General features: G+C 64.2%; 20 protein-coding genes. 7 read left to right on the top strand and 13 right to left on the bottom strand.

From position 1 onward, the window contains the following. Window positions 1-72: 72 nt before the first annotated feature. The 8 genes from HWX91_RS27510 to HWX91_RS27475 all read right to left on the bottom strand — a co-directional run bounded on the left by HWX91_RS27510 (window position 73) and on the right by HWX91_RS27475 (window position 9020). Window positions 73-1314 (bottom strand): SfnB family sulfur acquisition oxidoreductase, encoded by a 1242-nt coding sequence (locus HWX91_RS27510; protein ID WP_028199789.1) that lies wholly within the window; start codon window positions 1312-1314, stop codon window positions 73-75. Window positions 1315-1373: 59 nt separating this feature from the next. Then, entirely contained in the window at window positions 1374-2321 is a 948-nt protein-coding gene (locus HWX91_RS27505) for a TauD/TfdA dioxygenase family protein (RefSeq protein WP_028199788.1), read from the bottom strand. Beyond that, window positions 2318-3709 (bottom strand): LLM class flavin-dependent oxidoreductase, encoded by a 1392-nt coding sequence (locus tag HWX91_RS27500; protein ID WP_028199787.1) that lies wholly within the window; start codon window positions 3707-3709, stop codon window positions 2318-2320. The genes HWX91_RS27505 and HWX91_RS27500 overlap by 4 nt, the downstream gene beginning before the upstream one ends. A gap of 46 nt (window positions 3710-3755) precedes the next feature. Beyond that, window positions 3756-4622, bottom strand: a complete 867-nt coding sequence (locus HWX91_RS27495) for an ABC transporter ATP-binding protein (RefSeq protein WP_028199786.1) — start codon at window positions 4620-4622, stop codon at window positions 3756-3758. A 111-nt stretch (window positions 4623-4733) separates the two neighbouring features. Further along, window positions 4734-5615: an ABC transporter permease gene (locus HWX91_RS27490; protein ID WP_028199785.1), complete on the bottom strand. Its 882-nt coding sequence runs from the start codon at window positions 5613-5615 to the stop codon at window positions 4734-4736. Window positions 5616-5657: 42 nt separating this feature from the next. Then, on the bottom strand, window positions 5658-6512 hold the full coding sequence (locus HWX91_RS27485; protein ID WP_028199784.1) for an ABC transporter permease: 855 nt from the start codon (window positions 6510-6512) through the stop codon (window positions 5658-5660). A 16-nt stretch (window positions 6513-6528) separates the two neighbouring features. Further along, the gene (locus HWX91_RS27480) at window positions 6529-7596 is read right to left on the bottom strand and encodes an ABC transporter substrate-binding protein (protein WP_028199783.1); all 1068 of its coding nucleotides are present in this window, start codon (window positions 7594-7596) and stop codon (window positions 6529-6531) included. A 284-nt stretch (window positions 7597-7880) separates the two neighbouring features. Beyond that, a complete protein-coding gene (locus tag HWX91_RS27475) occupies window positions 7881-9020 on the bottom strand; it encodes an alpha-hydroxy acid oxidase (RefSeq protein ID WP_028199782.1) in 1140 nt (379 codons plus the stop codon). A gap of 119 nt (window positions 9021-9139) precedes the next feature. On the opposite strand from HWX91_RS27475, the gene HWX91_RS27470 reads away from it, so the two are divergent. Further along, window positions 9140-9973, top strand: coding sequence for an IclR family transcriptional regulator (locus HWX91_RS27470; protein ID WP_028199781.1), 834 nt, complete (start codon window positions 9140-9142; stop codon window positions 9971-9973). A gap of 37 nt (window positions 9974-10010) precedes the next feature. Here the strand turns inward: HWX91_RS27470 and dapA are convergent, their stop codons facing one another. From dapA to HWX91_RS27445, 5 genes are all read right to left on the bottom strand, one after another. Further along, entirely contained in the window at window positions 10011-10916 is a 906-nt protein-coding gene (gene dapA / locus HWX91_RS27465; protein WP_028199780.1) for a 4-hydroxy-tetrahydrodipicolinate synthase, read from the bottom strand. A 25-nt stretch (window positions 10917-10941) separates the two neighbouring features. Then, a complete protein-coding gene (locus HWX91_RS27460; protein WP_244144158.1) occupies window positions 10942-12633 on the bottom strand; it encodes an ABC transporter permease subunit in 1692 nt (563 codons plus the stop codon). 147 nt (window positions 12634-12780) lie between these two features. After that, the gene (locus HWX91_RS27455; RefSeq protein ID WP_028199778.1) at window positions 12781-13878 is read right to left on the bottom strand and encodes an ABC transporter ATP-binding protein; all 1098 of its coding nucleotides are present in this window, start codon (window positions 13876-13878) and stop codon (window positions 12781-12783) included. A 43-nt stretch (window positions 13879-13921) separates the two neighbouring features. Beyond that, window positions 13922-15019: an ABC transporter substrate-binding protein gene (locus HWX91_RS27450; RefSeq protein WP_042276791.1), complete on the bottom strand. Its 1098-nt coding sequence runs from the start codon at window positions 15017-15019 to the stop codon at window positions 13922-13924. A gap of 98 nt (window positions 15020-15117) precedes the next feature. Next, window positions 15118-16545 (bottom strand): FAD-binding oxidoreductase, encoded by a 1428-nt coding sequence (locus HWX91_RS27445; protein ID WP_028199776.1) that lies wholly within the window; start codon window positions 16543-16545, stop codon window positions 15118-15120. A 309-nt stretch (window positions 16546-16854) separates the two neighbouring features. Between HWX91_RS27445 and HWX91_RS27440 the strand changes: the two genes are divergently transcribed. From HWX91_RS27440 to HWX91_RS27415, 6 genes are all read left to right on the top strand, one after another. Further along, complete coding sequence (locus HWX91_RS27440) at window positions 16855-18303, top strand: flavin-containing monooxygenase (protein WP_028199775.1); 1449 nt, start codon at window positions 16855-16857, stop codon at window positions 18301-18303. A gap of 88 nt (window positions 18304-18391) precedes the next feature. Further along, window positions 18392-19450: an ABC transporter permease gene (locus tag HWX91_RS27435; RefSeq protein ID WP_028199774.1), complete on the top strand. Its 1059-nt coding sequence runs from the start codon at window positions 18392-18394 to the stop codon at window positions 19448-19450. After that, a complete protein-coding gene (locus HWX91_RS27430; protein ID WP_028199773.1) occupies window positions 19444-20274 on the top strand; it encodes an ABC transporter ATP-binding protein in 831 nt (276 codons plus the stop codon). The genes HWX91_RS27435 and HWX91_RS27430 overlap by 7 nt, the downstream gene beginning before the upstream one ends. Before the next feature lie 44 nt (window positions 20275-20318). Continuing rightward, window positions 20319-21359, top strand: coding sequence for an ABC transporter substrate-binding protein (locus HWX91_RS27425; protein WP_028199772.1), 1041 nt, complete (start codon window positions 20319-20321; stop codon window positions 21357-21359). Window positions 21360-21475: 116 nt separating this feature from the next. Then, window positions 21476-22741: a sulfite dehydrogenase gene (gene soxC / locus HWX91_RS27420; RefSeq protein WP_042276786.1), complete on the top strand. Its 1266-nt coding sequence runs from the start codon at window positions 21476-21478 to the stop codon at window positions 22739-22741. A gap of 31 nt (window positions 22742-22772) precedes the next feature. Beyond that, window positions 22773-23324, top strand: coding sequence for a c-type cytochrome (locus HWX91_RS27415; protein ID WP_244144150.1), 552 nt, complete (start codon window positions 22773-22775; stop codon window positions 23322-23324). Window positions 23325-23356: the final 32 nt, after the last annotated feature.

Below are 23356 nucleotides of genomic sequence, written 5' to 3'. Positions count from 1 at the left end.
AGCGCCGGTTCCGTTTCATCGTTGGCGGCGATGCTGCCCAACCAGGTCCGCGTACTTCCGGCTACGGTCTCTTCAGGTCTGTCCGCTGCTGGGTGGTCTGACGCCGTTGAGATAAAAGTTGCCGACGGCTGCGTATTTCCAGCGCACCGGGTCGTGCAGGGTATGAACCCGTGCGTCGCGCCAATGCCGGTCGAGATTGAATGACGGATGCGTCGAGCGGGTGCCCGCCAGATCGAACAACTGGTTGCTGGCCTGGATCGCGATTTCCGTTGTCAACGCCTTGGCTTCGGCCACGGCGATCGACGCCTTGGCAAGCGAGTCGGGTTGCGGGTCGTCGAGGCATAAGTCGATTTCGTGTCCGGCACGCTCCAGCATGGCCTCGGCCGCGTGCAATCGGGTCTTCAGTTCGCCGAGCTGGAAGATGACGTACGGATCGGAATGGATCGGCCCTGTCGGCGGCGTGGACGGATTGGACGCACGTTGCCGGATGAAGGCGATCGTCGCGTCGAGGGCGGCGCGTGCGATACCCGCGTCGATACCGGCGTGACTGATCTGCGTGATCGCGTTTTGCGGCCATTCTTCGTAGCTTCGGTAAATCGGCAGGACGTTGAGCGCAGGTACCCATACGTTGTCGAAGATGACCGTTCCGCTCGCGGTGGTCTTCTGACCGAAACTCTCCCAATCGTCGACGATGTTCATGCCCGGATGTCCTGCAGGCACGATCGCCACGATGCGGCGGCCCTGTTCGTCCTGACCGATCGTCGAGACATAGTCGGCAAACAGGGCGCCGGTTGCATAGAGCTTGCGGCCGGACAGGCGATAACCGGCTTCGTCCGGTGTAATGCTCATCCGGGGGCCGGGAACCGGCGGTGGGCCCGCATCGACGTTGGCGTTGCCGAAGCGCGCGCCGCGCAGGATCGCACCGAGAAAATGGGCACGTTGTTGTTCGCTGCCGGTTTTCCAGAGCCAGAACACGGCGCTGTTATGGTTCTGCTGGATTTGCGCGATCGACGGATCGGCCGCGGCAAGAGTCGCGAACACACGCCCCACAGTGACATAGGAGACCTGGGCGCCGCCGTAGGCCTTGGGCACGGTCATTGCCCAAAGTCCCGCTTGCGAACAGGCGTTCAGTTCGTCGAGCGGTAACCTGCGCTCCCGGTCGCGGCGCGCGGCATCCACGGCGAAGCGGCTGGCGAGATTCCGCGCGATGCCGATCGCCTCGGCGTCGGAGGTGATGATGTGGGCGGGTGGATAGGAGCGAGGTGCGGCCGCCGGGTGTTCGGCGGCCGCAACGGGTGAAGCCTGCAGAGTCATCAGTAGCTCCGGGGGACCCGGTAGGGAAGAGGTAGAGATAGAGGTCGAGGGCGCGGTACTCAGTTCAACGCGACTGCGGCAGCGGCGCTTACCGGCGAGCCTTCGACCGCCACCGAGGGCGTGCCGTCCGGCCCCACCGGCACGTCGCCGACCAGCGTGGTGCGATACAACTGCCGGTCGAAGTCGAGATCGAAAATATCGGTGGGGGCGAGGTGAGCCGTCGCGCGGTTGTCCCAGAAGGCGACGCTGCCGGCCTCCCATCTGAAACGCACCGTGAATTCCGGCCGTGTTACATGTTCCCAGAGCAGTTCGAGCAGCACCTGACTCTCGCGCGGCGTCACGCCGACGATCGACTTCAGGAAGCTCGGGCTCACATACAGTGCCCGCTCGCCGGTCTCCGGGTGCACTCTGACGAGCGGATGTTCGGTGACGAGAATGCGTTGCTCGACGGCTTTCACAAACGCCTCCGTACCGCTCGCGCCGGCAGGCGGCGTGAAACGATGCAGCCCGCGCAGGCCATCGACGAACGCACGCAACGGTGCGGAGAGCTTCTGATACGCGGCCACGAGGCTGGTCCACTGCGTGTCGCCGCCGTAAGGCGGAATCGTCACGCCGCGCAGGATCGAGGCCCAGGGCGGATTGACCGCGGCGGTTACGTCCGTATGCCAGCCGGTCCAGGGGCGTTGCAGCGTTTGCCCCTCGAAACGCGTGGCCTTGCGGTACTTGGAGATCGAGTAGACCTCCGGGTGGCCCTCGACATGGCCGAACACCGGATGCCCCAGGGTCAGCTCGCCGAACTGCGCCGAGAACGCGACGTGTTGTTCGTGCGTCAGGAATTGCTCGCGAAAGAACACGACGCGCCATTTGAGCAGCGCCGCGCGAATCTCCGCGATCTGGCGCGCGTCCAGTTTCCGCGTGAGATCGACACCGTGAATCTCGGCGCCGATATGCGCGGAAAGCGGGTGAACCTGAATCGATTGTGTTTCCTGCAATGCGGCTGCGCTCATGCGATGCTCCTGGCGAAAGAGAACGTGGCTGGCGGCTGTTTTGCCACGTCGGTATAACGGTTGGCAGGTCGCGGCAGCCCAAGATTCTCGCGCAGCGTGCGTCCCTCGTATTCGGTGCGGAAAAGCCCACGCCGTTGCAGCTCCGGCACCACCAGGTCGGCGAACTCGGTCAGGCCGCCCGGCAGCCACGGCGACATGATGTTGAAGCCATCGGCGCCTTCTTCTTCGAACCATTGCTGCAACTGGTCCGCGATGCTTTGCGGCGTGCCGACTACCTGCTGATGACCGCGCGCGCCGGCAATACGCAGGTACAGATCGCGAATGGTCAGGTTTTCGCGCCGCGCGAGATCGAACAACAGCCGTTGGCGGCTCTTGCCGCCGTTGGTTTCCGGCAGCTCGGGCAGCGGGCCGTCGACGGGGTACTGTGACAGGTCCACGCCACCCGACATATTCGACAGCAGCGACAGGCCCACAGTCGGATGGATCAGGTCCTGCAGCGCGGCGAATTTCGCGTCGGCTTCTTCCTGGGTGCGGCCGATGATCGGGAAAATGCCCGGCATGATCTTCAGATGATCCGGCGCACGGCCATATTTCGCGAGACGGCCTTTGACGTCGCGATAGAACGACTGCGCTTCGTCGAGCGTCTGATGCGCGACGAAGATCACCTCCGCGGTTTGCGCCGCGAGTTCGCGTCCCGCCTCCGATGCGCCGGCCTGCACCACAACCGGCCACCCCTGCGGCGAACGCGCGACGTTCAGCGGACCGCGCACCTTGAAGTGCTTGCCGGCGTGATTGAGCACATGCAGCTTGTCCGGGTCGAAATAGACGCCGCTTGCCTTGTCGCGGATAAATGCATCGTCTTCCCAGCTATCCCACAGGCCGGCGACCACGTCGTAGAACTCGCGCGCGCGTTCATAGCGGATCGCGTGTTCCGGATGGCGTTCGAAACTGAAATTGAGCGCCTCGGATTCGGTGCTCGACGTGACGAGATTCCAGCCCGAGCGGCCGCCGCTCAGATGATCGAGCGACGCGAATTTGCGCGCGAGGTTATACGGTTCGTTGAATGTCGTGGAGACGGTTGCGATCAGCCCAACGTGCTTCGTCACGACCGAAAGCGCGGACAGCAGCGTCAACGGTTCGAAATGATCGGCGCGCGCCGTGCGCGATAGCGCGGGCAGATTCGTGTCCCGCACGCTTACGCTGTCGGCGAAAAATACCGCATCGAATTTGGCGCGCTCCGCGATCTGCGCAAGTTCCGCATAGTGTGCGAAGTCGAGTCCGCCACTTGCGTGCGCATCCGGATGTCGCCATGCGGCGATATGGTGGCCTGTCTCCATCAGGAAAGCGCCCAGTTTGATCTGCCGCTTCTGCTGATTTTCACCGCTCATCGTTTGCTCCGTGAAGGGTTTATAGGTATGGAAAATGCGGTGGACCTCACCACGCGAGCCGCCATTCGGTGATCGGCGGACTCGCGACCGGAATGCGCGTGCCGCCGTGCGGCGGTTCGTCTTCATGAGGGTCGCGGCGCGCGCCGTCGTGTTCGGCGAAATCGGCCAGTACCTCGTCGCGCAAACGAATGAAGCGGGGATCGTTACGCTCGCGTGGACGCGGCAAGGCCACGTCGACAATCCGTTTGATGCGACCGGGACGCGGCGCCATCGTGACGACGCGGTCGCCGAGGTAGAGCGCCTCGTCCACGTCGTGCGTGACGAGAATCATCGTGATGCGCTCGTGTTCCCAGATGCGTTGCAGTTCGTTCTGCAAGCGGCCGCGCGTGAGCGCGTCGAGCGCGCCGAACGGTTCGTCGAGCAGCAGGACGCGCGGACGGTTCACGAGACCGCGGGCGATCGCCACGCGTTGCGCCATGCCGCCCGACAACTGATGCGGATACGCATTTTCGAAGCCTTTCAGGCCGACGAGTTCGATGTGCTGCGCGACCGCATCGCGTTTTTCGCGCACTGACAGCGGCGCATTGCGCAACGCGGCGAGAATGTTTTGCGACGCCGTGAGCCACGGAAACAGTCGATGATCCTGAAACACGATGCCGCGTTCGAGCGACGTATCGCGGACCTTTTCGCCGGCAACGACGATATCGCCGATGTAATCGCTATCCAGTCCCGCGATCAGACGTAGTAAGGTCGACTTGCCGCAACCGCTGGACCCGACCACGCTGACGAATTCGCCGGGACGCACCCGCAGGCTGATATCGTCGAGTACCGCGAGCGGGGTGCCGTCCTGCTGCGCATAGCGTTTGCTGACGTGGAGAATGTCGATGCTTTCGGCAAGCGTGGAAGAAGTCATGGGTGGACCTTGATCTGTGTTCGGGGCAAATACGGTGCGCGTTTGGTACGTTTTCGGTGTGGGTTCGGTGTATCCGCGGCGCGCCCTCGGTGAATCGCGAATACGGCGTGTCTATCGTGCCGGCACCTGTGAGCGGCGCGCAAAGATCGCTCGCTCCACCGCGCGCGCCAGCGCGTTCAGCGCCCAGCCGGTCACCCCGACCACGATCACGCCGAACAGCACCAGATCCATGCGGAACTGTTCGCTGCCGTCGATCAGCGTATTGCCGATCCCGCTGCCCGCCACCAGCAGATATTCCGCGCCGAGCGTGGCGAGCCACGAATAGATCAGCGCGAGATAGATGCCGGTGAAAATCGACGGCAGCGCGGCCGGCAGAATGACCGCGCGGATCAATTGCCAGCGCGAATAGCGGAATGCGCGCGCGACTTCGATATAGGCGCGCGGTACTGCGTGAATGCCGTCGCATGTGTGCGCGGCGACCGGCAGCAAGGCCGCGAGCGAGAGGAACACGACTTTGGCCGCATCGCCGAGGCCGAACCACACGGAAATCAGCGGAATCCATGCGAACAGCGAGATCTGTTTGAACGTGTCGAAACTCGGGCCGATCATGCGCGTGGCGAGACGCGAGAAACCGAGCACGCTGCCAAGCAGCAGGCCGCCCAGTGTGCCGATCACGAAGCCGCTGGCTTCGCGCGCGAGCGACGCGCTGAGGGCCCTGAACAGCGCGCCGCTGACAATCTGCTGCCAGGCGGTGGCCAGCACCTGCGCGGGGCTGACCAGCAGGCCGCTTTTGCTCAGGTGCGCTTGCGAGACAGCCCACCAGATTGCAATGGCGACGACCGGCAAGACGGCGCCGCGCCAGTCGACGCGTGTGAGCAGCGGCCGGCGTGGCCGCGCGGCGCGCTGGAAGGAGGCGGGCACGTTAGCGCAGTCGCAGGACGCAGGTGTTGCCTGCTTCACGCCCGAGCTGCGCTTGAAAAGAGCAAGACTCATCGTAGATACCTCACAAGCGATGCATGGCAGCGTTTGGCGCCATTACTCGCGAAACGCCGACGGTTGACCGCGCCGCAAACGCGCTTCGAGTGCGTCGAGCAAACGATTCATCGCGTAACCGATCGCGCCGACCACCACCACCGACGCCATCACCAGATCGAGCTGAAACAACTGCCGGCCGTAGACGATCAGATAGCCAAGCCCTTCGGACGAGGCCACCAGTTCGACCACTACCAGCGCGAGCCAGGCTTTGGTGAACGCAAGCCGTACGCCGGTGGCAAGCGTCGGCACGGCCGCGGGCAGCACGAGATAAAAGATTCGTTGCCAGCCGCTGTATTCGAATACGCGTGCGACTTCATCGAGCGACGCGGGGGTCTGGCGGAATCCTTGCAGCGTGCTCAACGTCACGGGAACCAGCGCGGCATGCGCGATCAGAATGTATTTGAGCGGCTCGCCTACACCGACGAGCAGCAGCAGAAACGGCAGCCAGCCGAGCACGGGAATCTGCACGAGCGCATTGAAGCTCGGCAACACGTAGGCTTCGAAGGTGCGCGACAGGCCGAGCGCCGCGCCAAGCGCAAAACCGAGCAGGGTGCCCGCGGCGAAACCGAACAGCACGCGTTGCAGACTGATCAGCGTGTTGCTGACCAGGTCGCCGCTCCTCGCAAGCTCGACGAAGGTGTCGAACACGCGCTCAGGCGGCGGCAGGATCTGCGGCGCGATCCAGCCGCGCTCGCAACCGATGCTCCATAAGGCGAACAGGACCGCCGGCAATATCCACGGCGCGAGCCGCCAGGCGAGGGCGCGCAAGCGTGCATTGCGGTAGAGCGGCGCGCGCGGCGCCGCGGCAGCGTGGCCGAGCCGGTCGCGCTCGACATGGAGGGCGGTTTCGCTCATCGTGATCGCTTCCGTTTTAGCTAAGCGGCTTGCCGGCGGCGTCGTAGCGCGTCCAGTAGTGGTCGAGTTGTTGCGTGCGTAGCGCGTTGTCGAGATATTTCGTTTCGAACCAGTTGTCGACCTGGACCGGCTGACGGATCAGTTTGAGTTTCAGTGCATCCGCGGCAACCGCCTTATAGCGCGCCACGATGAACGGGTCGATCAGCGGCGAGTTGCGATCCTTCAGGCTTTGATTCGCGAATTCGGCCTGCCAGGAGGAATAGGGCACCCCGCTTTTGGCCCACAGCTTGAAGAGCGCGTCGCGGTTCGCTTCATCGGACGACCATTGCGCGCCTTTGACGACTACGTTGACGACGCGTTGCACGATATCCGGATGCGCGCGATCGAAGTTGTCGAGCACCAGCAGATGGGCCTGACGGGTGAACTGCGGCCCGTCGTTCTGCGATTCGTAGACGATCTTCGCGAGGCCCTGGTCGCGCAACTTGTACAGGTGGTAATCGTTGATCGACGCGTCGATTCCTTTGGACGCCAGCGCGGCGAGCGAACTCGCGGAGTCGAGATTGATCACGCGCAGATCCCGCTCGTCGAGCTGATTGGCGGCGAGCGCATTGTCCGCGACGAGTTGCAGATTGGTGCCGCGAAAGATCGATACGCGCCGGCCTTTCAGGTCTTTGATCGAGCGGATGTCCGAATCCGGGGGCACGGCGATCTTGACGCCGGAGCGGACACCCGAGGCGAGCAGCAGGCGCGTTTTCAAGCCGTTGGCGCGGCCGAGCACCGCAGGTAGATCGCCCTGGTAGGCGAAGTCGAGTGAATTGTTGGCGATCGCTTCGTTGACGGCGGGGCCGGCGCCTTTGAAGAACAGCCACTCGACCTTGATGCCGTCGGCGGCGAATTCTTTCTCGAGCGACTGCTGCAATTGCACAGTCGCGGCAGGCGATCCGCCAAATGTCGGCGGATCGCCGTTGCCTTGTTGCGCGACGCCGATGCGGATCACCGCCGGCTTGTCGGCATAGGCGTGAACCGCGGCGAGCGACAGGGCCGCCACGGCGAAGAAAGATTTCAGCAGACGGAAATAGCGCATGCGGCAATACCAGTCGAATGAGGGGAGTGGGCTGAAAATGCTCAGGTGGGCAAACAGCCGGCACTACAAGTTAGATTCGCGAGCGCCTGAATCCAACCAATCATTGCTGATAAGAAAATCTGCGGTAGTTCGAACCACACCGCGTGAATGGCGCCGCGCGGCACTTGTGGTGTGCAAGTGCGCGTTTTCCCGATTTGCATAGTTGAATTCGTCGTTTGGCCGTGACGAATTGCATGGCTACCATGCGACGCTCATGGGATCTTCATGCGACCTTCATGCGACCTTCATGCGGCGCGCTCGACCAGCCCAGGTTGCAGTTGATCGAGCGCGCTGCACCCCAGCAGGCGCATGGCGATATGCATTTCCTGCAGCATCAAGGCCAGCACCTCTCTAACGCCGGCGCCGCCGCGCGAGGCCAGACCGTAAAGCGGCGCCCGCCCGAGCAGAACACCGCGGGCGCCCAGAGAAACGGCTTTCAACGCATCGCTGCCGCGTCGCACGCCGCCGTCGACGAAGACATCGAGACGGGTCCCCACGGCTTCGGCGATGTCCGGCAGCAGTTCGAGCGGCGCGAACGTGCTGCCCAGTTGCCGTCCGCCGTGATTCGACAGCACAATCCCATCCGCTCCATGGGCGAGCGCCAGCAATGCGTCGTCGCGCCCCTGGATGCCTTTCACGATCAGCTTGCCGCTCCAGTGCCGCCGGACCCATTCGAGATCCGTCCAGCCGAGCGTCAAATCCATCTGCCGGCTGAGCATGGCGGCGTGACGTGACAGATCGGCCCGCTCGCCGACGCTGCGCGCGATGTTTTTCAACTGCGGCGAACCATGGCGCGCCATCTGCCAGCACCAGTGCGGATGGCGCATGCAATCGGCGATGAGCCGCGGCGATAGCCGTAAAGGCAGCGCGAAGCCGTTGCGGGTGTCCTGATCGCGTTTGCCGTGCACCGGCACATCCACCGTCAGGACCAGTGTGGAAAAACCGGCCGCGCTCGCGCGCCGCATCAGGTCTTCGGCAATACCGCGATCCTGCTGCACGTAGAGCTGCATCCACAGGTCGCCGCGCGGCGCGGCGGCGCGCACGTCTTCGAGCAGGGAGGTGGAGGCGGTCGATAGAACGAAGGGCAACCCTGCCTCGCTCGCGGCGTGGGCGAGCAGTTCGTCGGCACGCGGCCAGAACAGGCCATTCAGACCGGTCGGCCCGACGATCAACGGGGCGGCCGCCTCGCGTCCAAAAAACTGCGTGGCGCTGGAGCAGCACGACACGTCGGTCAGCACACGCGGTTTGAAGAGCCACTGACGGTAAGCCTCGGCATTGCGGCGCAACGCGTCGCCGTCCTCGGCGCCGCCGTCGAGATAGTCGAAGGCAAGGCGCGGCAGACGTTTCCGGGCGGCGATCCGATAATCGGCTACGCATGAAAGCATGAATGCTCCACAGACTTCAAATATGCTGCTGTTGTCCGATTCAATCGCATTACAATCGAGATAACTGCTATTCGATCTTCTCGATCTGTTCGATTCGCCTTAAGGGCCGCGCTACCACCATGTCAGAACACGCCAGAGGCACAGTCCGCAAGACCAGGGCGGCTGAACCGGAGACACCGCGCTCGTCGCTATTCGTCGGCTCGACCGCGAAGGCGTTTCAGGTACTGCACGCGTTCGACGGGCCGAACCGTCACATGACCCTCGTCGATATCGCGCGAGCCTCCGGCCTCGATCGCAGCGCTACGCAGCGTCTCGTGCATACGCTGGAAGCGCTCGGTTATCTGTACCGCGTGCCCGACACTCGCAACTACGGCCTCACGACGAAAGTGCTGCAGTTCTCCTACAACTACGTGCGTGCCAACGAGCTCATCGACAAGGCTTCACCGTATCTGCTCGACATCAGCCGGCGGCTTGGCGAGACCACCAATCTGCTGGAACTCGACGGGCATGAGATCGTGTTCGTCGCGCGATTTCCCGGCCAGCATCTGGTGAATATCGACATCGTGGTCGGGGCGCGTTTGCCGGCCATGTTCACCGCTGCCGGCATCGCCATCCTCTCGCGTCTGTCCGACGACCGCGTGCGCGAGATCCTCGCCCAAACGCGCCTCGAACCGCTTACGCACTACACCGAAACCGATCCCGACAAACTGCTCGAACGCGTGCGCAAAGTCGCCCGGCGCGGCTACGCGGTAGTCGAGAACGAAACCGTGCTCGGCGATATTTCCGTTGCCGCGCCGGTGACGGATCACGGCGGCATGGGCGTCGCCGCAATCAATATCTCGGTGCCGACCTCGCGCTGGTCGCGTGAGAAAGTGGAAGCCGAACTCGCGCAGCACGTGCAGGTGGCCGCGACGTCGATCTCGAAGTCGCGGCTCACGGGTTATCAGCGCTGAGCGCTTATTTACCGCTCATTCAGCTCGCATTTAGTTTTCACGCCCGGCGCTCGAACGCGTCGAGCTGCTTTTCCAGTTCGACCCGCAGGTTCGCCGACAACTCCGGTGCGGCCTGCACGAGTGGCGCGAGCATCGTCGGCGCATGCACGCCGATCAGGTCCATCACCGATTTCATCGGCCCCGGATTGGTTTCGGCAAACGCCAGGTTCATCAACGGAATCAGCTTGCGGTGCAGGGCCAGCGACTCCTGTGTCCGGCCCTCGGCGGCGAGCCGATAGATCGTTTGCCACGCGCTCGGCAGCAGGCTGGCCGTCACCACGATGCCGCCGCGCGCGCCCGCCGCGACATGCAGCGGAAACAGCGTGTCCTCGCCGCTCAAGACCGAGAACGATTCGTCGACGCCGGCCACGGTGCGCAGGAAGTGCCACATGTCGGTATTGCACGCCTTCATGCCGATGATCCGCTCATGCTTCGAGAGTTCGTGCAGCACTTCGGGCGCGATCGAAATGCGCGTGCGATACGGAATCTCATAGATCAGGATCGGCAGCGGCGATTCGTCGGCGTAACGCAGGAAGTAGTCGCGAATGCCGCCCTGGGTCGGATTCGTGTAGTAGGGCGTCAGCACCAGCAAGCCGTCCGCACCCGCTGCGGCGAATTCCTTGCCGGCCTGCATGGCATCGTGATACCCCGGGTCGAGCACGCCGGCGATCACCGGGATGCTGCCGGCCACTTCCTCGGCGGCGATGCCGGCCATGCGGATGCGTTCGGCACGCGCCAGCGCACCGTATTCGCCGGTGCCGCCGAGCGGCACGAGGCCGTCCACGCCCTGCTTGAGCAGATAGCGGATCAGGGTGCGGGCCGCGCCGCTGTCGATCGTGTCGTCGGCGTTGACCGGTGTCGGAATGGCCGGCAGAACGCCGCGTAATTGTTGTGCTGAAAGCATGAAGAGTCTCGGTGAATGAATGGGTTCAGGCGGCGAGGCTGCGCCGGCGTAAACGGTCCGCGACCCAGATGAGCGTCGCGATAAAGATGAAGAGGCAGGTCGATACGGCAGCGATGACCGGCGAGATCTGCATCGTGATTTCGTCCCAGAACTGCTTGGGCAAGGTCGTACTGAGGCCGCCCGAGGTGAAGAGCGCGATGGTCAGTTCATCGAACGAGGTCGCGAACGCGAACAGGAACGAGGACATCAAACCCGCGCCCAGAATCGGAAAGGTGACGCGGCGCAGGGTGGCCCACGGACGCGCGCCCATGCTCTGCGCGGCCAGATCGAGACGGGTGTCGTAGTTGCGCAGCACGGCCATCATTGTGATCACGACGTAGGGCACCGCGACCGTCGTGTGAGCCAGCACCAGACCGAGCGACGAGCCGACGAGGCCGATCTTCGCGAAGAAATAGAAGATGCCGACCGCGATGATCATGCGCGGCACGACGATCGGCGAGAGCACAAAAGCCAGTATGGCCGCCTTGCCGCGCATGCCGCCGCGCACCAGCAGGAATGCGGCGGGCGTACCGATCAGCATCGACAGCAAACCGGTGCCGAGCCCCACCAGCATCGAGCGTGTGATCGCCTGCATCCACAGCGGCGAATCGACGATCTGCCGATACCATTGCAGCGAGAATCCGTGCGGCGGCCATGCCAGCCCGGAAGCCGAATCGAACGACAGTGGGATCATCAGGAAGGCCGGTGCGCTGAGAAACACCAGCAGCAGAAAAACGATCACTCGCAGCGTCAGGCTTTCGCCGCTGCCCGACGCACTGCGTTTGCGGCCTGCGTGCGAGCGGGGCAGGATGGCGAGCAAGGCGTCCGTTGCATTGCCGAGCGCGCTCAGGATCAGCTCGCCGAGCTTGCGGCTCCAGCCGCCCGCGCGTGAGCCTTTCGCGCCCGCGCTTTCGCCCGCCATGGTCGAGAGGCCCACCATGCGGTCGTACACCAGGAAGACGACCAGCACGACCGCGAGCAGCAGCACCGAAATCGCGCCGGCAAAGCCCCAGTTCAGCGCCTGCATCACCTGATCGATGATCAGTTGGGTGATCATCGTTTGATGGCGGCCGCCCAGCAGCGTCGGCGTGATGAAGAAGCCGATCGCGGTGACGAACACCATCAGCGCGCCGGCCGCGACGCCTGGCAGCGACAGCGGGAAATACACCTTCCAGAACACGGTGCCGGGACGCGCGCCCAGCGTGGCCGCGGCGCTCGGCAGGCGCCGGTCGATGTTCTCCATGACCGACAGCATGGTCAGCACCGCGAGCGGCATCAGCGCATGCACCATGCCGACGATCACGCTGGAAAAGTGATAGAGCAGGCTCAGCGGTGCGTCGATGATGCCGAGTTTGAGCAGCAGTTGATTGATGACGCCGTTGCGCCCGAGCAGCACGACCCATGCAAAGGTGCGCACGAGAAAGCTGGTCCAGAACGACAGCAGGACCCAGAACAGCAGCCGGTTCTTACGCGCCCGGCTCGCCGTCGAAATCAGATACGCGATCGGATAACCGGTCAGCACGGAGAAAAACGTGGTCCATAACGACACTTTCAGCGTGATCAGCAGTACGTCCACATACACGGACGACGCGAACAGCCGCTTGTATTCGATCAGCGTGAAGCCGGTGTCGTTGTGAATGCTGAGCAGCAGGAGCTGGCCGACCGGATAGACCAGCATCACAAGCAGCAATACGACGAGCGGCGCGCCTTTCGCGCCGGGCTTCAGCCACGCGCGCCAGGCGGCCCGGCGCGGCGCGGGCTGGATGGGCTGCGCCGGTCCCGCCGGTTGAGAAGGGCGCGCGCTCAGAGCGGAATGGTTCATCGCTTACCCCGCGATCGCGACGGCGTCGGCGGCGAGCCACGACAGGCCGAGCGTTTGCCCGACTTCGTAGTGGCTGCCGAAACGGTTGGTCGGGAAGGCGGCGACGAGCGGCGCGGCGTTGGCGGTATGCGGCTCGAGATAGAGCTTCGTCATGCTGCCGGTCACCATGATGTCGGTGAGTTTCGCCGACAGGCTGCCGCCGCTGCCTGGGTCGGTGCTCGCCCCGTCGTGCACGCGCAGGTTCTGCGGACGCAGCATCAGTTTGACGGTCTTGCCGTTGCCGATCACCGGGTCGTAGGCCATCGCCTCGCCTTTTGCGACGCCTTGCACGCTGATCTGCACCTGATCGCCCGCCCGGCTCGTAACGACCGCGTCGAGCAGATTCGATTCGCCGAGAAAGTCCGCGACAAACACGCTGTTGGGCCGGAAATACAGATCGGCCGGCGTGCCGAGTTGAGCGATCGAACCCGCGTTCATCAGGCAGATGCGGTCCGACATGGTCATGGCCTCTTCCTGATCGTGCGTTACGTAGACGATCGTCGTACCGAGTTCGCGATGGATGCGTTTGATTTCGAGCTGCATGTGATCGCGCAGTTTCTTGTCGAGCGCGCCGAGCGGCTCGTCCATCAGAATGATCGACGGCCGGTAGACCATGCAGCGCGCGAGCGCGATCCGTTGCTGCTGGCCGCCGGACAGCTCGCGTGGATAGCGTTGCGCCACATGCGGCAGGTGCACCATTTCCAGCGCCTGCATCACCTTGTCCTGAGTGGCCTTGGCGTCGGTCTTGCGCATCTGCAGCGGGAACGCGATGTTCTGCGCGACCGTCATGTGCGGGAACAGCGCATAGTTCTGAAACACCATGCCGATGTCGCGTTCATACGGCGCGCCGTACGTCACGTCCACCCCATTGATGCGAATCTGGCCTTCATCGGGCAGCGCGAGGCCGGCAATCAGGCTGAGCAGGGTGGTCTTGCCTGAGCCGCTCGGCCCGAGCAAGGTCAGGAATTCGCCCTCGGCGACGTCGAGACTGGTCGGCGCGAGCGCGACGAAATCGCCGTAGCGTTTGCTGAGTCCCGTGATCTGAAGATTCGAAGCGGACATGAAATCGGCCTCCGTGAAAAGGTGACAGGGAGCGGCGGCGCGCTTACGTCAGGATCCAGCGATTGAACCGCTCGAGCGCGACGCTCTGGTTTTCCTGCCAGTACTTCGCATCGATATGCAGACCGTTGGTCATGTTCTGCGGATAAGTCGGGCAGTTTTTCGCGATCTCCGGCTTGATGAAATTGAAGGCTTCGGGTTGCGTAACGCCCGCCGGGAAATAGTCGACCAGCGCGGCCTGGCGCTTCGGATCGGCGGCGAACTTGATGAACTCGCGGCATGCATCGGCGTTCGGCGAGCCCTTCAGGATCGACCAGTTGTCGACCCCCCAGATATTCTGGTTCCAGACGATACCGACGGGCGCCCCATTGGCGATCGCCGACTGCGCCCGTGACACCCACGTGCTGATCATGTCCACTTCGCCTGAACCCAGCATCTGTTCGACCTGTGCGCCGGTGGTCCACCACACGTCGACGTGTTTCGCGATCTTCGTGAGGCTCGCGAAGCCGCGGTCCAGGTTGCAGGGATAGACCTGGCCGGTCGCTACGCCGTCGGCCATCAAGGCTTGTTCCATCGTGTCGAACGGATACTTGCGCAGGCCGCGGCGGCCCGGGAAGTCCTTCACGTTCCACATATCGGCCCATGAGGCCGGCGCCTTGCGGCCCTTGAACGCGTCGGTGCGGTAAGCGAGCACGGTGGTGTAGATATTGGTGCCCACGCCATACGGCGACATATATTGCTTAGGAATCTTGGCGATCACCGGATCGGATTCGAGTCCGTGTTTTTCGAGGTAGTCCTTGCCGCCGCCGGTCAGCAGAAGAATCGCCGGCTGGCTGATCTTCGCCATGTCCCAGGTATAGCTGCCGGTGTCGACCATGCTCTTGATCAGCGCGGTCGGTTCGGCGTTGGCCTGCACGCCGACCACTTCGATGCCGGTCTTCTCGGTGAACGGCCGGTAGAACACCGCGCCGTAGGCCTTCGTATAGATACCGCCGTCGTCACGAATCACGATCCGTTTGCCGGCCGCGCGCGACGGTGTCCAGACGAACGGGAAGGCGACCGCCGCCGTGCCTGCCAGCGCCGCCTTGATGGCCGTGCGGCGGCCGGGTTGCTGAATCTGATCGCGTGTGGGCTGCTTTTTCATGACGACTCCAGGGAAAGTGGCAAGCGTGGGAAGCGTGGATAAGCGAAAGACCGGAAAGGCGAAAATTCAAACCGTGCGGCGGTTCACCGGGCAGGGCGTCACGGCAGCAACCGGCCGGGGTTGAACAGCTCCTGCGGATCGAGCGCCTGTTTTACCGCGCGCATCAACGTCAGTTCGGCGGCGGATTTGTAGTGAGCCATTTCGCTGAGTCCGGTCTGGCCGACACCGTGTTCGGCGCTGAACGTGCCGTGCAATTCGTGCGCGACGTCGTTCACGCAGCGGCGCATAGCGGTAGCCATCGCAGCGGGGTCCGCTAATTCACGCCATGCGTCGAAGCTGAAGAACGGAATGAAGTGCGCGTTGCCGTCGCCGAGATGGGCGACCACCAGAATCTCGAGACCAGGGACGAGCGCATGGACCGCGCGCGTGGCCTGCTCGATGAAAGCGGGGACCGCGGACACCGGCACCGCGCAATCGGTCGTTAAGCCCACGCCGCCTTTCTTGTTCGCCTCGGACACGCTGTGGCGAATCTCCCAAAGCGCGGCGCGCTGGGTGTCGTTACTGGCGAGCACGGCGTCGGCAATCAGGCCGTCAGCGGCGGCCTGTTCGAGCGTGTGTTGCAGCAGTTCTGCCATTTCCTCGCCGCCGCGGGTGTCCGCGAGTTCGACCAGCACGTGCCAGTCGTGCAGTTCGCCAAGCGGATTGCGGCGCTCGGGCACGTGTTCGATCACGAGTTCGAGCTGGCGGCGGTTGATCATCTCGAACGCATTCAGGCGCGCGCCGCAGGCGGCCTGAAACAGGCTGAGAACACGCAGCGCGGCCGCCGGGTCGACGGGCGCGAACCATGCAAGCGCGTGATGCGTCGGCAGCGGATGCAGCTTCAGCGTGGCCGCCGTGATGATGCCGAGTGTGCCTTCGGTGCCGATGAACAGATGCTTCAGATCGAGGCCGGTGTTGTCCTTGCGCAGCGCCCGCAGGCCGTTCCAGATCGTGCCGTCGGCGAGTACGACTTCGAGACCGAGCACGTTGTCGCGCGTATTGCCGTAGCGCAGAACGCCGGTGCCGCCCGCATTCGTCGACAGATTGCCGCCGATCTGGCATGAGCCTTCGGCGCCGAGGCTTACCGGGTAGAGCCGCTGTTCGGCCGCGGCGGCATCCTGCACGGTCTTCAGCACGCAGCCGGCTTCGACTTCCATCGAGCCGTTGGCCGTGTCGATCGAGCGGATCCGGCGCATCCGCGACAGGTTGACGATGACCGGCCGGGCGCCTTCGCTCGCGGGCACGGCGCCGCCGCACAGGCTGGTGTTGCCGCCTTGCGGCAGGACCGGTACGCCTTGCGCCGCGCACAGGCGGACCACCGCGGACACCTGCGCCGTCGTCGAGGGCAGCGCAACGCAGAGCGCCGGCGCCTTGTAGCGGCCGCGCCAATCCTCGATGAAGCCGTCGAGGTCGGCTTCGGCGCTGAGGATCGCGTCCGCTCCGAGTTCGGTTTGCAGGCTGGCTAACAAGGGCGCGACTGGGCTCATTTCCGGTTCCTTGATCGGGCGGCGGCTTCGACTCGGCTGCGACCCGTATGGGACGAACCAGCGCTGCCTGAGAAAAAGCATAGAAGTAAAAAAATCGCATTGAAATGCAATTAATCGCTATGCGATTAAAGTGCTCGTTTTTCCTGACAGGGGTCGAATGGACGCCGACCGCCCCGAAACAAATAAGCAAAGCGAAATTTGTTGGTTTGGGTAAGCCCGCGGCGCCGCGATACTTGATCGTCCGATGGCCGTGCCATCCGGTTTCGACGTATCCGTGTGCAGTTCAACTCTCTGGCCATACCCGACTCCATGACGCAAATCACTCACTCCGATCAGCATGCGCTCGACACACTTCGGCTGATTGGTCCGGCACCCGACAACTGGGTTCCGCCACGCGAGGGCATTGACCATAACGTCGTGATTGTCGGCGGCGGACAATCCGGCACGGCGTTCGCCTTTGCTCTGCAACGCGCCGGCATCGGTCAGGTCAGCGTGATCGATGCCGCCGCCGATGAAGGCCAATCGGGCGTCTGGCTGAATCGCGCCCGCATGAACAAGCTGCGTACCCCGAAATCGTTGGTGGGTCCCGAAGGGGGGCTGCCGGGGTTGAGCTTTCAGGCATGGTATGAAGCGCGCTTCGGTGCCGAGTCTTATGGCGAAATCGATCGGATTCCACGTACGCGCTGGGCGGAATATCTCGCGTGGTACCGGCATTTCCTCGAGATTCCGATTCGCTACGGCACCCGCCTCACGCGAATCGAACCGGCGGGTGAGCATTTCCGTTTGCATCTGGACGTGCGTGACGGCGGCACGGTTCGGAGCGTCGTGGAGACGGCGCGCAAGATCGTGCTCGGCAACGGCGTCGCGGGCAATGGCGGTCCCAACATTCCTGCCGTGCTGAAAACGCTGCCGTCCACCTTGCTTGCCCACACCTCCGAGGCAATCGATTTCGCCGCGCTGCGCGGTAAATCCGTCGCGGTGATCGGCGGCGCGGCCTCCGCGTTCGATGCTGCAGCAACGGCGCTCGAAGCCGGCGCAGGGCAGGTCCATCTGTTCGCGCGGCGTGAGCGGATTGCTTCGGTGCCGGTGACTCGCGCTCGCGCCTATCCCGGTGCGTACGACAACTATTTCCATCTGCCGGACGCGGTTCGCTGGTCACAGGCGCGACGCTTTCGCCGCGCCGGTTCGACACCGCCGCTCGACGCGGTGGAGCGCGTCACGCGCTTTCCGAACTTTCATCTGCATCCCGGCACGCAGTGGTCGCACGTCGACGTCAGGAACGGGCGCGTCGAAACCGAGGTTGCGGGGGAGTCGCTGACATTCGATTTCGTGATTGCCGGCACGGGTTACGCCATCGATCTCGCGCTGCGGCCGGAACTGGCGCAGATCGCCGGACATGTCCGCCTGTGGCGCGATCAATACGTGCCCGCCGCCGGCGATAGCGACGACGCGCTTGGCGCGCATCCGTATCTCGGCGCCGCGCTCGAATACCTCGAAAAGGTTGAGGGCGAAGCGCCTTATTTGAAGAACATTCACGTCTACAACCCGGCGGCCTTCGTTAGTTTCGGCTTGCCGGTCGGCGACGTGCCGAGCATGAAGCGCGACATTCCCGCCGTGGTCCAGCGCATCAGCCGCGATCTGTTTCTCGCCGATCTGGACGCGCATGCAGCGCGTATTCATGGCGATATCGCCGCGGATTTCGACGAGTCGGTCTACGCACAGAGCGTCTGGCAGCGCGACCGGGCCGACGTCGCCTGAAGTTCGTCCGGAAGCGGGCTCCAAAGCGGACCCGGAAGCGGGCACGAACTCACACGTGAGCTCAACAACGCAGGAGGCTGGAACCTTTATGTCCACTCAGTTCGAATCGATCGCGACGCGCGCTCCGGCTAGCGGCGCGGAGCCTCACGATGCCGCGCGCCCCGTAGCAAGGCGCGGACTCTCACGCAGCGTCCGGATCGCCGGTCTCGCGGCGCTGGCGTGGCTCGGCAGCGCCGCGCTGACCGAATGGTGGCCGAGCGCGGACGACTGGCCGTACACGAAAGAATACCTCGCGCTCAAGCTCGTGCTCGCCGTATTCGCAGCCGCGACGGCTGTCGCCGGGTGGCGTACTCAGCCCCTTCAGGCGAAGACGCCCACGCGCATCCATGCGTGGCTCGCGGCCATGCCGTGGTTGCTCGCCCTGGCGCTCGGCGTGAGCGTATGGGAGGTGGTCACGGCGCAACTCGAATGGCTGCCGCGGCCTTTTTTCGCGCCGCCGCAAGCGCTAATCGGCGTCTATGCCGAAGACTATCCGCGGCTGGGTTCGAGTGTCGTGCATTCGTTTGGACTACTGGCTTATGGCTACGTGCTGGGCGCGGCGGCAGGCTTCGTGACGGGGGTGAGCATCGGCTGGTCGCAGGCGGTCAGCTACTGGGTCCATCCGGTGCTGCGCCTGATCGGACCGCTGCCGGCTACCGCGTGGTTGCCGCTGGCGTTCTTCTTCTTTCCATCGAGCTTTAGCGCCAGCGTGTTCCTGATCGCGCTGGCGACCGCCTTTCCGGTGGCCGTTCTGACCTGGTCCGGTGTGGCCGGCGTCAACCCGGCTTATTACGACATCGCCCGCACGCTCGGCGCGCGACCGGCTTTTCTGATCCTGCGTGTCGCGATTCCGGCGGCGTTGCCGTCGGTATTCGTCGGCCTGTTCATGGGGCTGGGCGCATCGTTCTCGGTCCTGATCGTCGCGGAAATGATGGGCGTGAAAGCGGGACTCGGCTGGTACCTGCAATGGGCCCAGGGCTGGGCGGCCTATTCGAATATGTATGCCGCGCTGCTGGTCATGGCGCTGATGTGCTCCGGTCTGATCACGTTGCTGTTCCGCCTGCGTGACCGTTTGCTGGCCTGGCAAAAAGGATTGCTCAAATGGTAGCCGTACCCGAAGTGCTGAATCAGAACGCCGCCGCAGCGCCTCTGCGCGACGGCGCGCGCATCGACGTGCGCCATGTCAGTCATCAGTTCGCATTGCGCGGCGCCGCGTTGCCCGTGTTGCAGGATGTCAGCTTCACGGTCGAGCCGGGCCAGTTCGTCGCGCTGCTGGGCCCGAGCGGTTGTGGAAAGTCCACCTTGCTGCGTCTCGTGGCGGGACTCGATACGCCGACGCAAGGCAGCGTGCAGGCCGACGGCGCCACGATCGCGGGCCCCGATCCGTCGCGCGTGGTGGTGTTCCAGGACCCGACCTTGTACCCGTGGCGCACGGTGCGCGGCAACGTCGGGATCGGTCCGCAGGCGCAGCGCAGAGGCTTCGCCCGGCGGCGTGGTCCACAGGAAGATCAGGCGCGGCAACGAATCGATGCCGCGCTGGAACTGGTCGGCCTGAGCGAGTTTGCCGAAGCGTTTCCGCATCAATTGTCGGGCGGCATGGCGCAGCGGGTGGCGCTGGCGCGTGCGCTCGTCAACGATCCTGCGCTGCTGGTGCTGGACGAGCCGTTCGGCAAGCTCGACTCTCTGACGCGCATCCGCATGCAGGGCGAACTGGCGCGGCTTTGGCAGGACGCACGCTTTTCCGTGCTGCTGGTGACGCACGACGTCGAAGAAGCGCTGCTGCTTGCCCGGCGCGTGATCGTTTTCAGCGAACGGCCCGCACGCGTGGTTGCGCAAGTGCATAACGACGCACCGTATCCCCGCCATCGCGACGATCCGAAGCTCGTGGCGCTGCGCCGCGAGGTGCTCGCTCAACTCGGACTCGACACCTGAACAACCCATAGAACAATTGATAACGATCTGAGGAAGAGTCAACCATGAATCCCTACGATGAAGCGCCGCTGAGCGAAAGCCGCCGCGCGTGGTTACGCAAGACGGCCTGGACTGCGGGCGCCGCGGCGCTCGGCGGTGCGTGGCTGGGTATGCCGGGCTCGCCGGCGGTCGCCCAGACGCCGCAAGCCGGGCTCAAGCCGCTCAAGCTTTCCTGGAATGCCGGCGCGATCTGTACCGCGCCGGTGGCCGTGGCGGTGAAGCAGGGTTTTTTCGAGCGGCACGGCTTGCAGGTGGAACTGGTGAACTTTTCGGGTTCGACGGACCAGTTGCTCGAAGCGATCGCGACGGGCAAATCCGATGCGGGTGTCGGCATGGCGCTGCGCTGGATCAAACCGCTGGAGCAGGGCTTCGATGTGAAACTGACGGCCGGGATTCACGGCGGCTGCATGCGTTTGCTGGCCACGCGCACGTCGGGCATCGTCGACGTGGCGGGACTGAAGGGCCGCACGATCGGCGTGAGCGATATGGCGAGTCCTACGAAGAATTTCTTTGCCATCGTGCTGAAGAAGATCGGTGTGGACCCGGAGCGCGACGTGAACTGGCGTCAGTATCCGGCGAATCTGTTGGGCGAGGCGCTCAAGAAGGGCGAAGTGCAGGCGATTGCGGACGGCGACCCCACCATCTGGACGATCCGCGAATCCGATCACCTGGTTGAAGTATCGAACAATCTGTGCGGCGAGTATCAGAACCGTTCGTGCTGCGTGCTGGGCGTACGCGGGTCGCTGGTGCGAAAGGATCGCGCCACCGCGCAGGCGTTGACCCAGGCGCTGCTCGAAGCAACCGAGTGGACCGCCAATCATCCGGCCGACGCGGCGGCGATTTTCTCGGCCTATACGCCCTCTGCCGAAGTGAGCCAATTGACGGCGATGCTCAAGAGCCATACCGATCGCCATCATCCGGTCGGCGACGCGTTCAGGAAAGAGATATCGCTCTACGCCGACGATCTGAAGGCGGTGGGCGTGCTCAACAGCGGCACCGATTCCAATCGTCTCGCGGACAGGGTGTTCTCGAACGTGCTGGCTTGACGGCGCACCGTATCCGTCCGATATGCGGTTTGTGTCGAACGATAGTCGAATTTATCGTTTGGCCGTGACAGCAAGCATCGTTACGCTAATCGGCTTGCCTATGATGTGCCGACGCCATGATGAACCCGCACAACTCTCCGCCGTCGCGCGGCCGCCGTCGACTGCTCGGTCGGCTGGCGGCCGGCGGTCTGGTGGTTTCTCACACCGCTGCCGCCAGTGAATTGCTCAAGCCGCTCACGGTCGCGCAATCGAGCCGCGTGCCCGGCGCGCCCATTCTCGAGCATCCCTACGGCGTGCCTTCGCCCTATGAGGCGAATGTCGTACGGCGCAGCGCACGCGCGTGGCCGCTGCCCGGCGCGGCTTCGTCAATGACGCCGCTCGCCGATCTGCACGGCACGCTCACCCCCAACGGTCTGGTCTACGAGCGTCATCACGGCGGCGTGCCGGACATCGATCCCGATCAGCATCGGCTGGCTATTCACGGGCTGGTGCGCACGCCCAAGCTGTTCACGATGGACGACCTGCTGCGCCTGCCGTCCGAATCGCGGATTCATTTTCTCGAATGTTCCGGTAATACCGGCAACGAATGGAATGGTCCGAGCGGCATGCCGGTGCAACTCACGCATGGTTTGCTGTCGTGCTGCGAATGGACCGGCGTGCGCTTGTCGACCTTGCTGGAGGAGGTGGGCGGCTTGTCGAACCCGGCCAATCCGGCGGGCGGCTGGTTGTTGGCAGAAGGCGCGGACGCCGCCGCGATGACGCGCAGCCTGCCGCTCGAGCGCATACTCGATCGCGCGCTGGTGGTCTACGCGCAGAACGGCGAGCGCTTGCGTCCCGAGAACGGCTATCCGTTGCGTCTGATCGTGCCTGGCTTCGAGGGCAATACGAACGTCAAATGGCTGCGCCGGCTGAAAGTGGTCGACGCGCCGTTGCAAACGCGTGAAGAAACCTCGAAGTACACCAGCCTGCTCGCGAACGGCACCGCGCGTCAGTTTGCGTTCGAGATGGATGCGAAGTCGGTGATCACGCGGCCTTCGCCGGGACAACGCCTCACCACCCAGGGCTATTACCCGATCACCGGTCTCGCGTGGTCCGGACGCGGGACGATCCGCAAGGTGGAAGTGTCGACCGACGGTGGTGCGAGCTGGCGTCTCGCGCGTCTGGACGGCGCCATTCACGATCGCGCGCTGACGCGCTTTCAGGCGGACTGGCACTGGGATGGCGGCGCGACCGCGATTCTCTCGCGCGCCACCGATTCGACCGGCTACGTGCAGCCCACGCGTGCCGAACTGGTTGCCGCGCGTGGCCTGAATTCGCAGTACCACTACAACGCGATCCAGCAATGGCGAGTCGAGGCAAGCGGCGAGGTGCGCAATGCGTAACGGCCGCAGTTCGATCCGCAAGCGAGCGCGCATGGCACGAACCGCGCTGGCCGTGCTGCTGTCGCTCTCGGCATTGGCATCGTGTTCAACAGTCGCGCCGGGTGACCGGAGCGCTGGCGCGGGTTATGAGATCGGCACGCCGCTCACCGAACAGGACCTCGCCGCCTGGAACATCGACGTTGCGCCGGACGGCCGCGGCTTACCCGCGGGCAGCGGCGACGTCGCCACCGGCGCGCACGTGTTTGCCGCCAAATGCGCGGCGTGTCACGGCGCGCAGGGCGAGGGCGGTCTCGGCGATCAACTGGTGGGCGGGCAGGGTACGCTGACGGGCGCGAAGCCGAAGCGCACCGTCGGCAGTTACTGGCCCTATGCGACGACCCTGTTTGACTACATTCGCCGTGCGATGCCGTACAACGCGCCCGAATCGCTTTCCGCCGATGAGGTGTACGCGTTAAGCGCATTCCTGCTCAACCGCAACGGCATCGTGCCGGCGGATACGCGGCTCGATGCGGCGTCGTTGCCGCGTGTGGCGATGCCCAATCGCGGTGGGTTCGTGGCCGATCCGCGGCCGGGACGGCTATGAGGTGCGGGTGCCGATCTGATGGCTCGGGCCGG

The organism is Paraburkholderia fungorum, assembly GCF_902833645.1.
GTDB classification, from domain to species: domain Bacteria; phylum Pseudomonadota; class Gammaproteobacteria; order Burkholderiales; family Burkholderiaceae; genus Paraburkholderia; species Paraburkholderia fungorum.
This window is presented reverse-complemented; position numbering and strand designations above follow the sequence as displayed.

Excerpts from the sequence above, each read along its gene's own strand:
- HWX91_RS27510 (WP_028199789.1), bottom strand. The coding sequence starts at position 1,314 with ATGACTCTGCAGGCTTCACCCGTTGCGGCCGCCGAACACCCGGCGGCC.
- HWX91_RS27505 (WP_028199788.1), bottom strand. The coding sequence starts at position 2,321 with ATGAGCGCAGCCGCATTGCAGGAAACACAATCGATTCAGGTTCACCCG.
- HWX91_RS27500 (WP_028199787.1), bottom strand. The coding sequence starts at position 3,709 with ATGAGCGGTGAAAATCAGCAGAAGCGGCAGATCAAACTGGGCGCTTTC.
- HWX91_RS27495 (WP_028199786.1), bottom strand. The coding sequence starts at position 4,622 with ATGACTTCTTCCACGCTTGCCGAAAGCATCGACATTCTCCACGTCAGC.
- HWX91_RS27490 (WP_028199785.1), bottom strand. The coding sequence starts at position 5,615 with ATGAGTCTTGCTCTTTTCAAGCGCAGCTCGGGCGTGAAGCAGGCAACA.
- HWX91_RS27485 (WP_028199784.1), bottom strand. The coding sequence starts at position 6,512 with ATGAGCGAAACCGCCCTCCATGTCGAGCGCGACCGGCTCGGCCACGCT.
- HWX91_RS27480 (WP_028199783.1), bottom strand. The coding sequence starts at position 7,596 with ATGCGCTATTTCCGTCTGCTGAAATCTTTCTTCGCCGTGGCGGCCCTG.
- HWX91_RS27475 (WP_028199782.1), bottom strand. The coding sequence starts at position 9,020 with ATGCTTTCATGCGTAGCCGATTATCGGATCGCCGCCCGGAAACGTCTG.
- HWX91_RS27470 (WP_028199781.1), top strand. The coding sequence starts at position 9,140 with ATGTCAGAACACGCCAGAGGCACAGTCCGCAAGACCAGGGCGGCTGAA.
- dapA (WP_028199780.1), bottom strand. The coding sequence starts at position 10,916 with ATGCTTTCAGCACAACAATTACGCGGCGTTCTGCCGGCCATTCCGACA.
- HWX91_RS27460 (WP_244144158.1), bottom strand. The coding sequence starts at position 12,633 with ATGCTGGTCTATCCGGTCGGCCAGCTCCTGCTGCTCAGCATTCACAAC.
- HWX91_RS27455 (WP_028199778.1), bottom strand. The coding sequence starts at position 13,878 with ATGTCCGCTTCGAATCTTCAGATCACGGGACTCAGCAAACGCTACGGC.
- HWX91_RS27450 (WP_042276791.1), bottom strand. The coding sequence starts at position 15,019 with ATGAAAAAGCAGCCCACACGCGATCAGATTCAGCAACCCGGCCGCCGC.
- HWX91_RS27445 (WP_028199776.1), bottom strand. The coding sequence starts at position 16,545 with ATGAGCCCAGTCGCGCCCTTGTTAGCCAGCCTGCAAACCGAACTCGGA.
- HWX91_RS27440 (WP_028199775.1), top strand. The coding sequence starts at position 16,855 with ATGACGCAAATCACTCACTCCGATCAGCATGCGCTCGACACACTTCGG.
- HWX91_RS27435 (WP_028199774.1), top strand. The coding sequence starts at position 18,392 with ATGTCCACTCAGTTCGAATCGATCGCGACGCGCGCTCCGGCTAGCGGC.
- HWX91_RS27430 (WP_028199773.1), top strand. The coding sequence starts at position 19,444 with ATGGTAGCCGTACCCGAAGTGCTGAATCAGAACGCCGCCGCAGCGCCT.
- HWX91_RS27425 (WP_028199772.1), top strand. The coding sequence starts at position 20,319 with ATGAATCCCTACGATGAAGCGCCGCTGAGCGAAAGCCGCCGCGCGTGG.
- soxC (WP_042276786.1), top strand. The coding sequence starts at position 21,476 with ATGATGAACCCGCACAACTCTCCGCCGTCGCGCGGCCGCCGTCGACTG.
- HWX91_RS27415 (WP_244144150.1), top strand. The coding sequence starts at position 22,773 with ATGGCACGAACCGCGCTGGCCGTGCTGCTGTCGCTCTCGGCATTGGCA.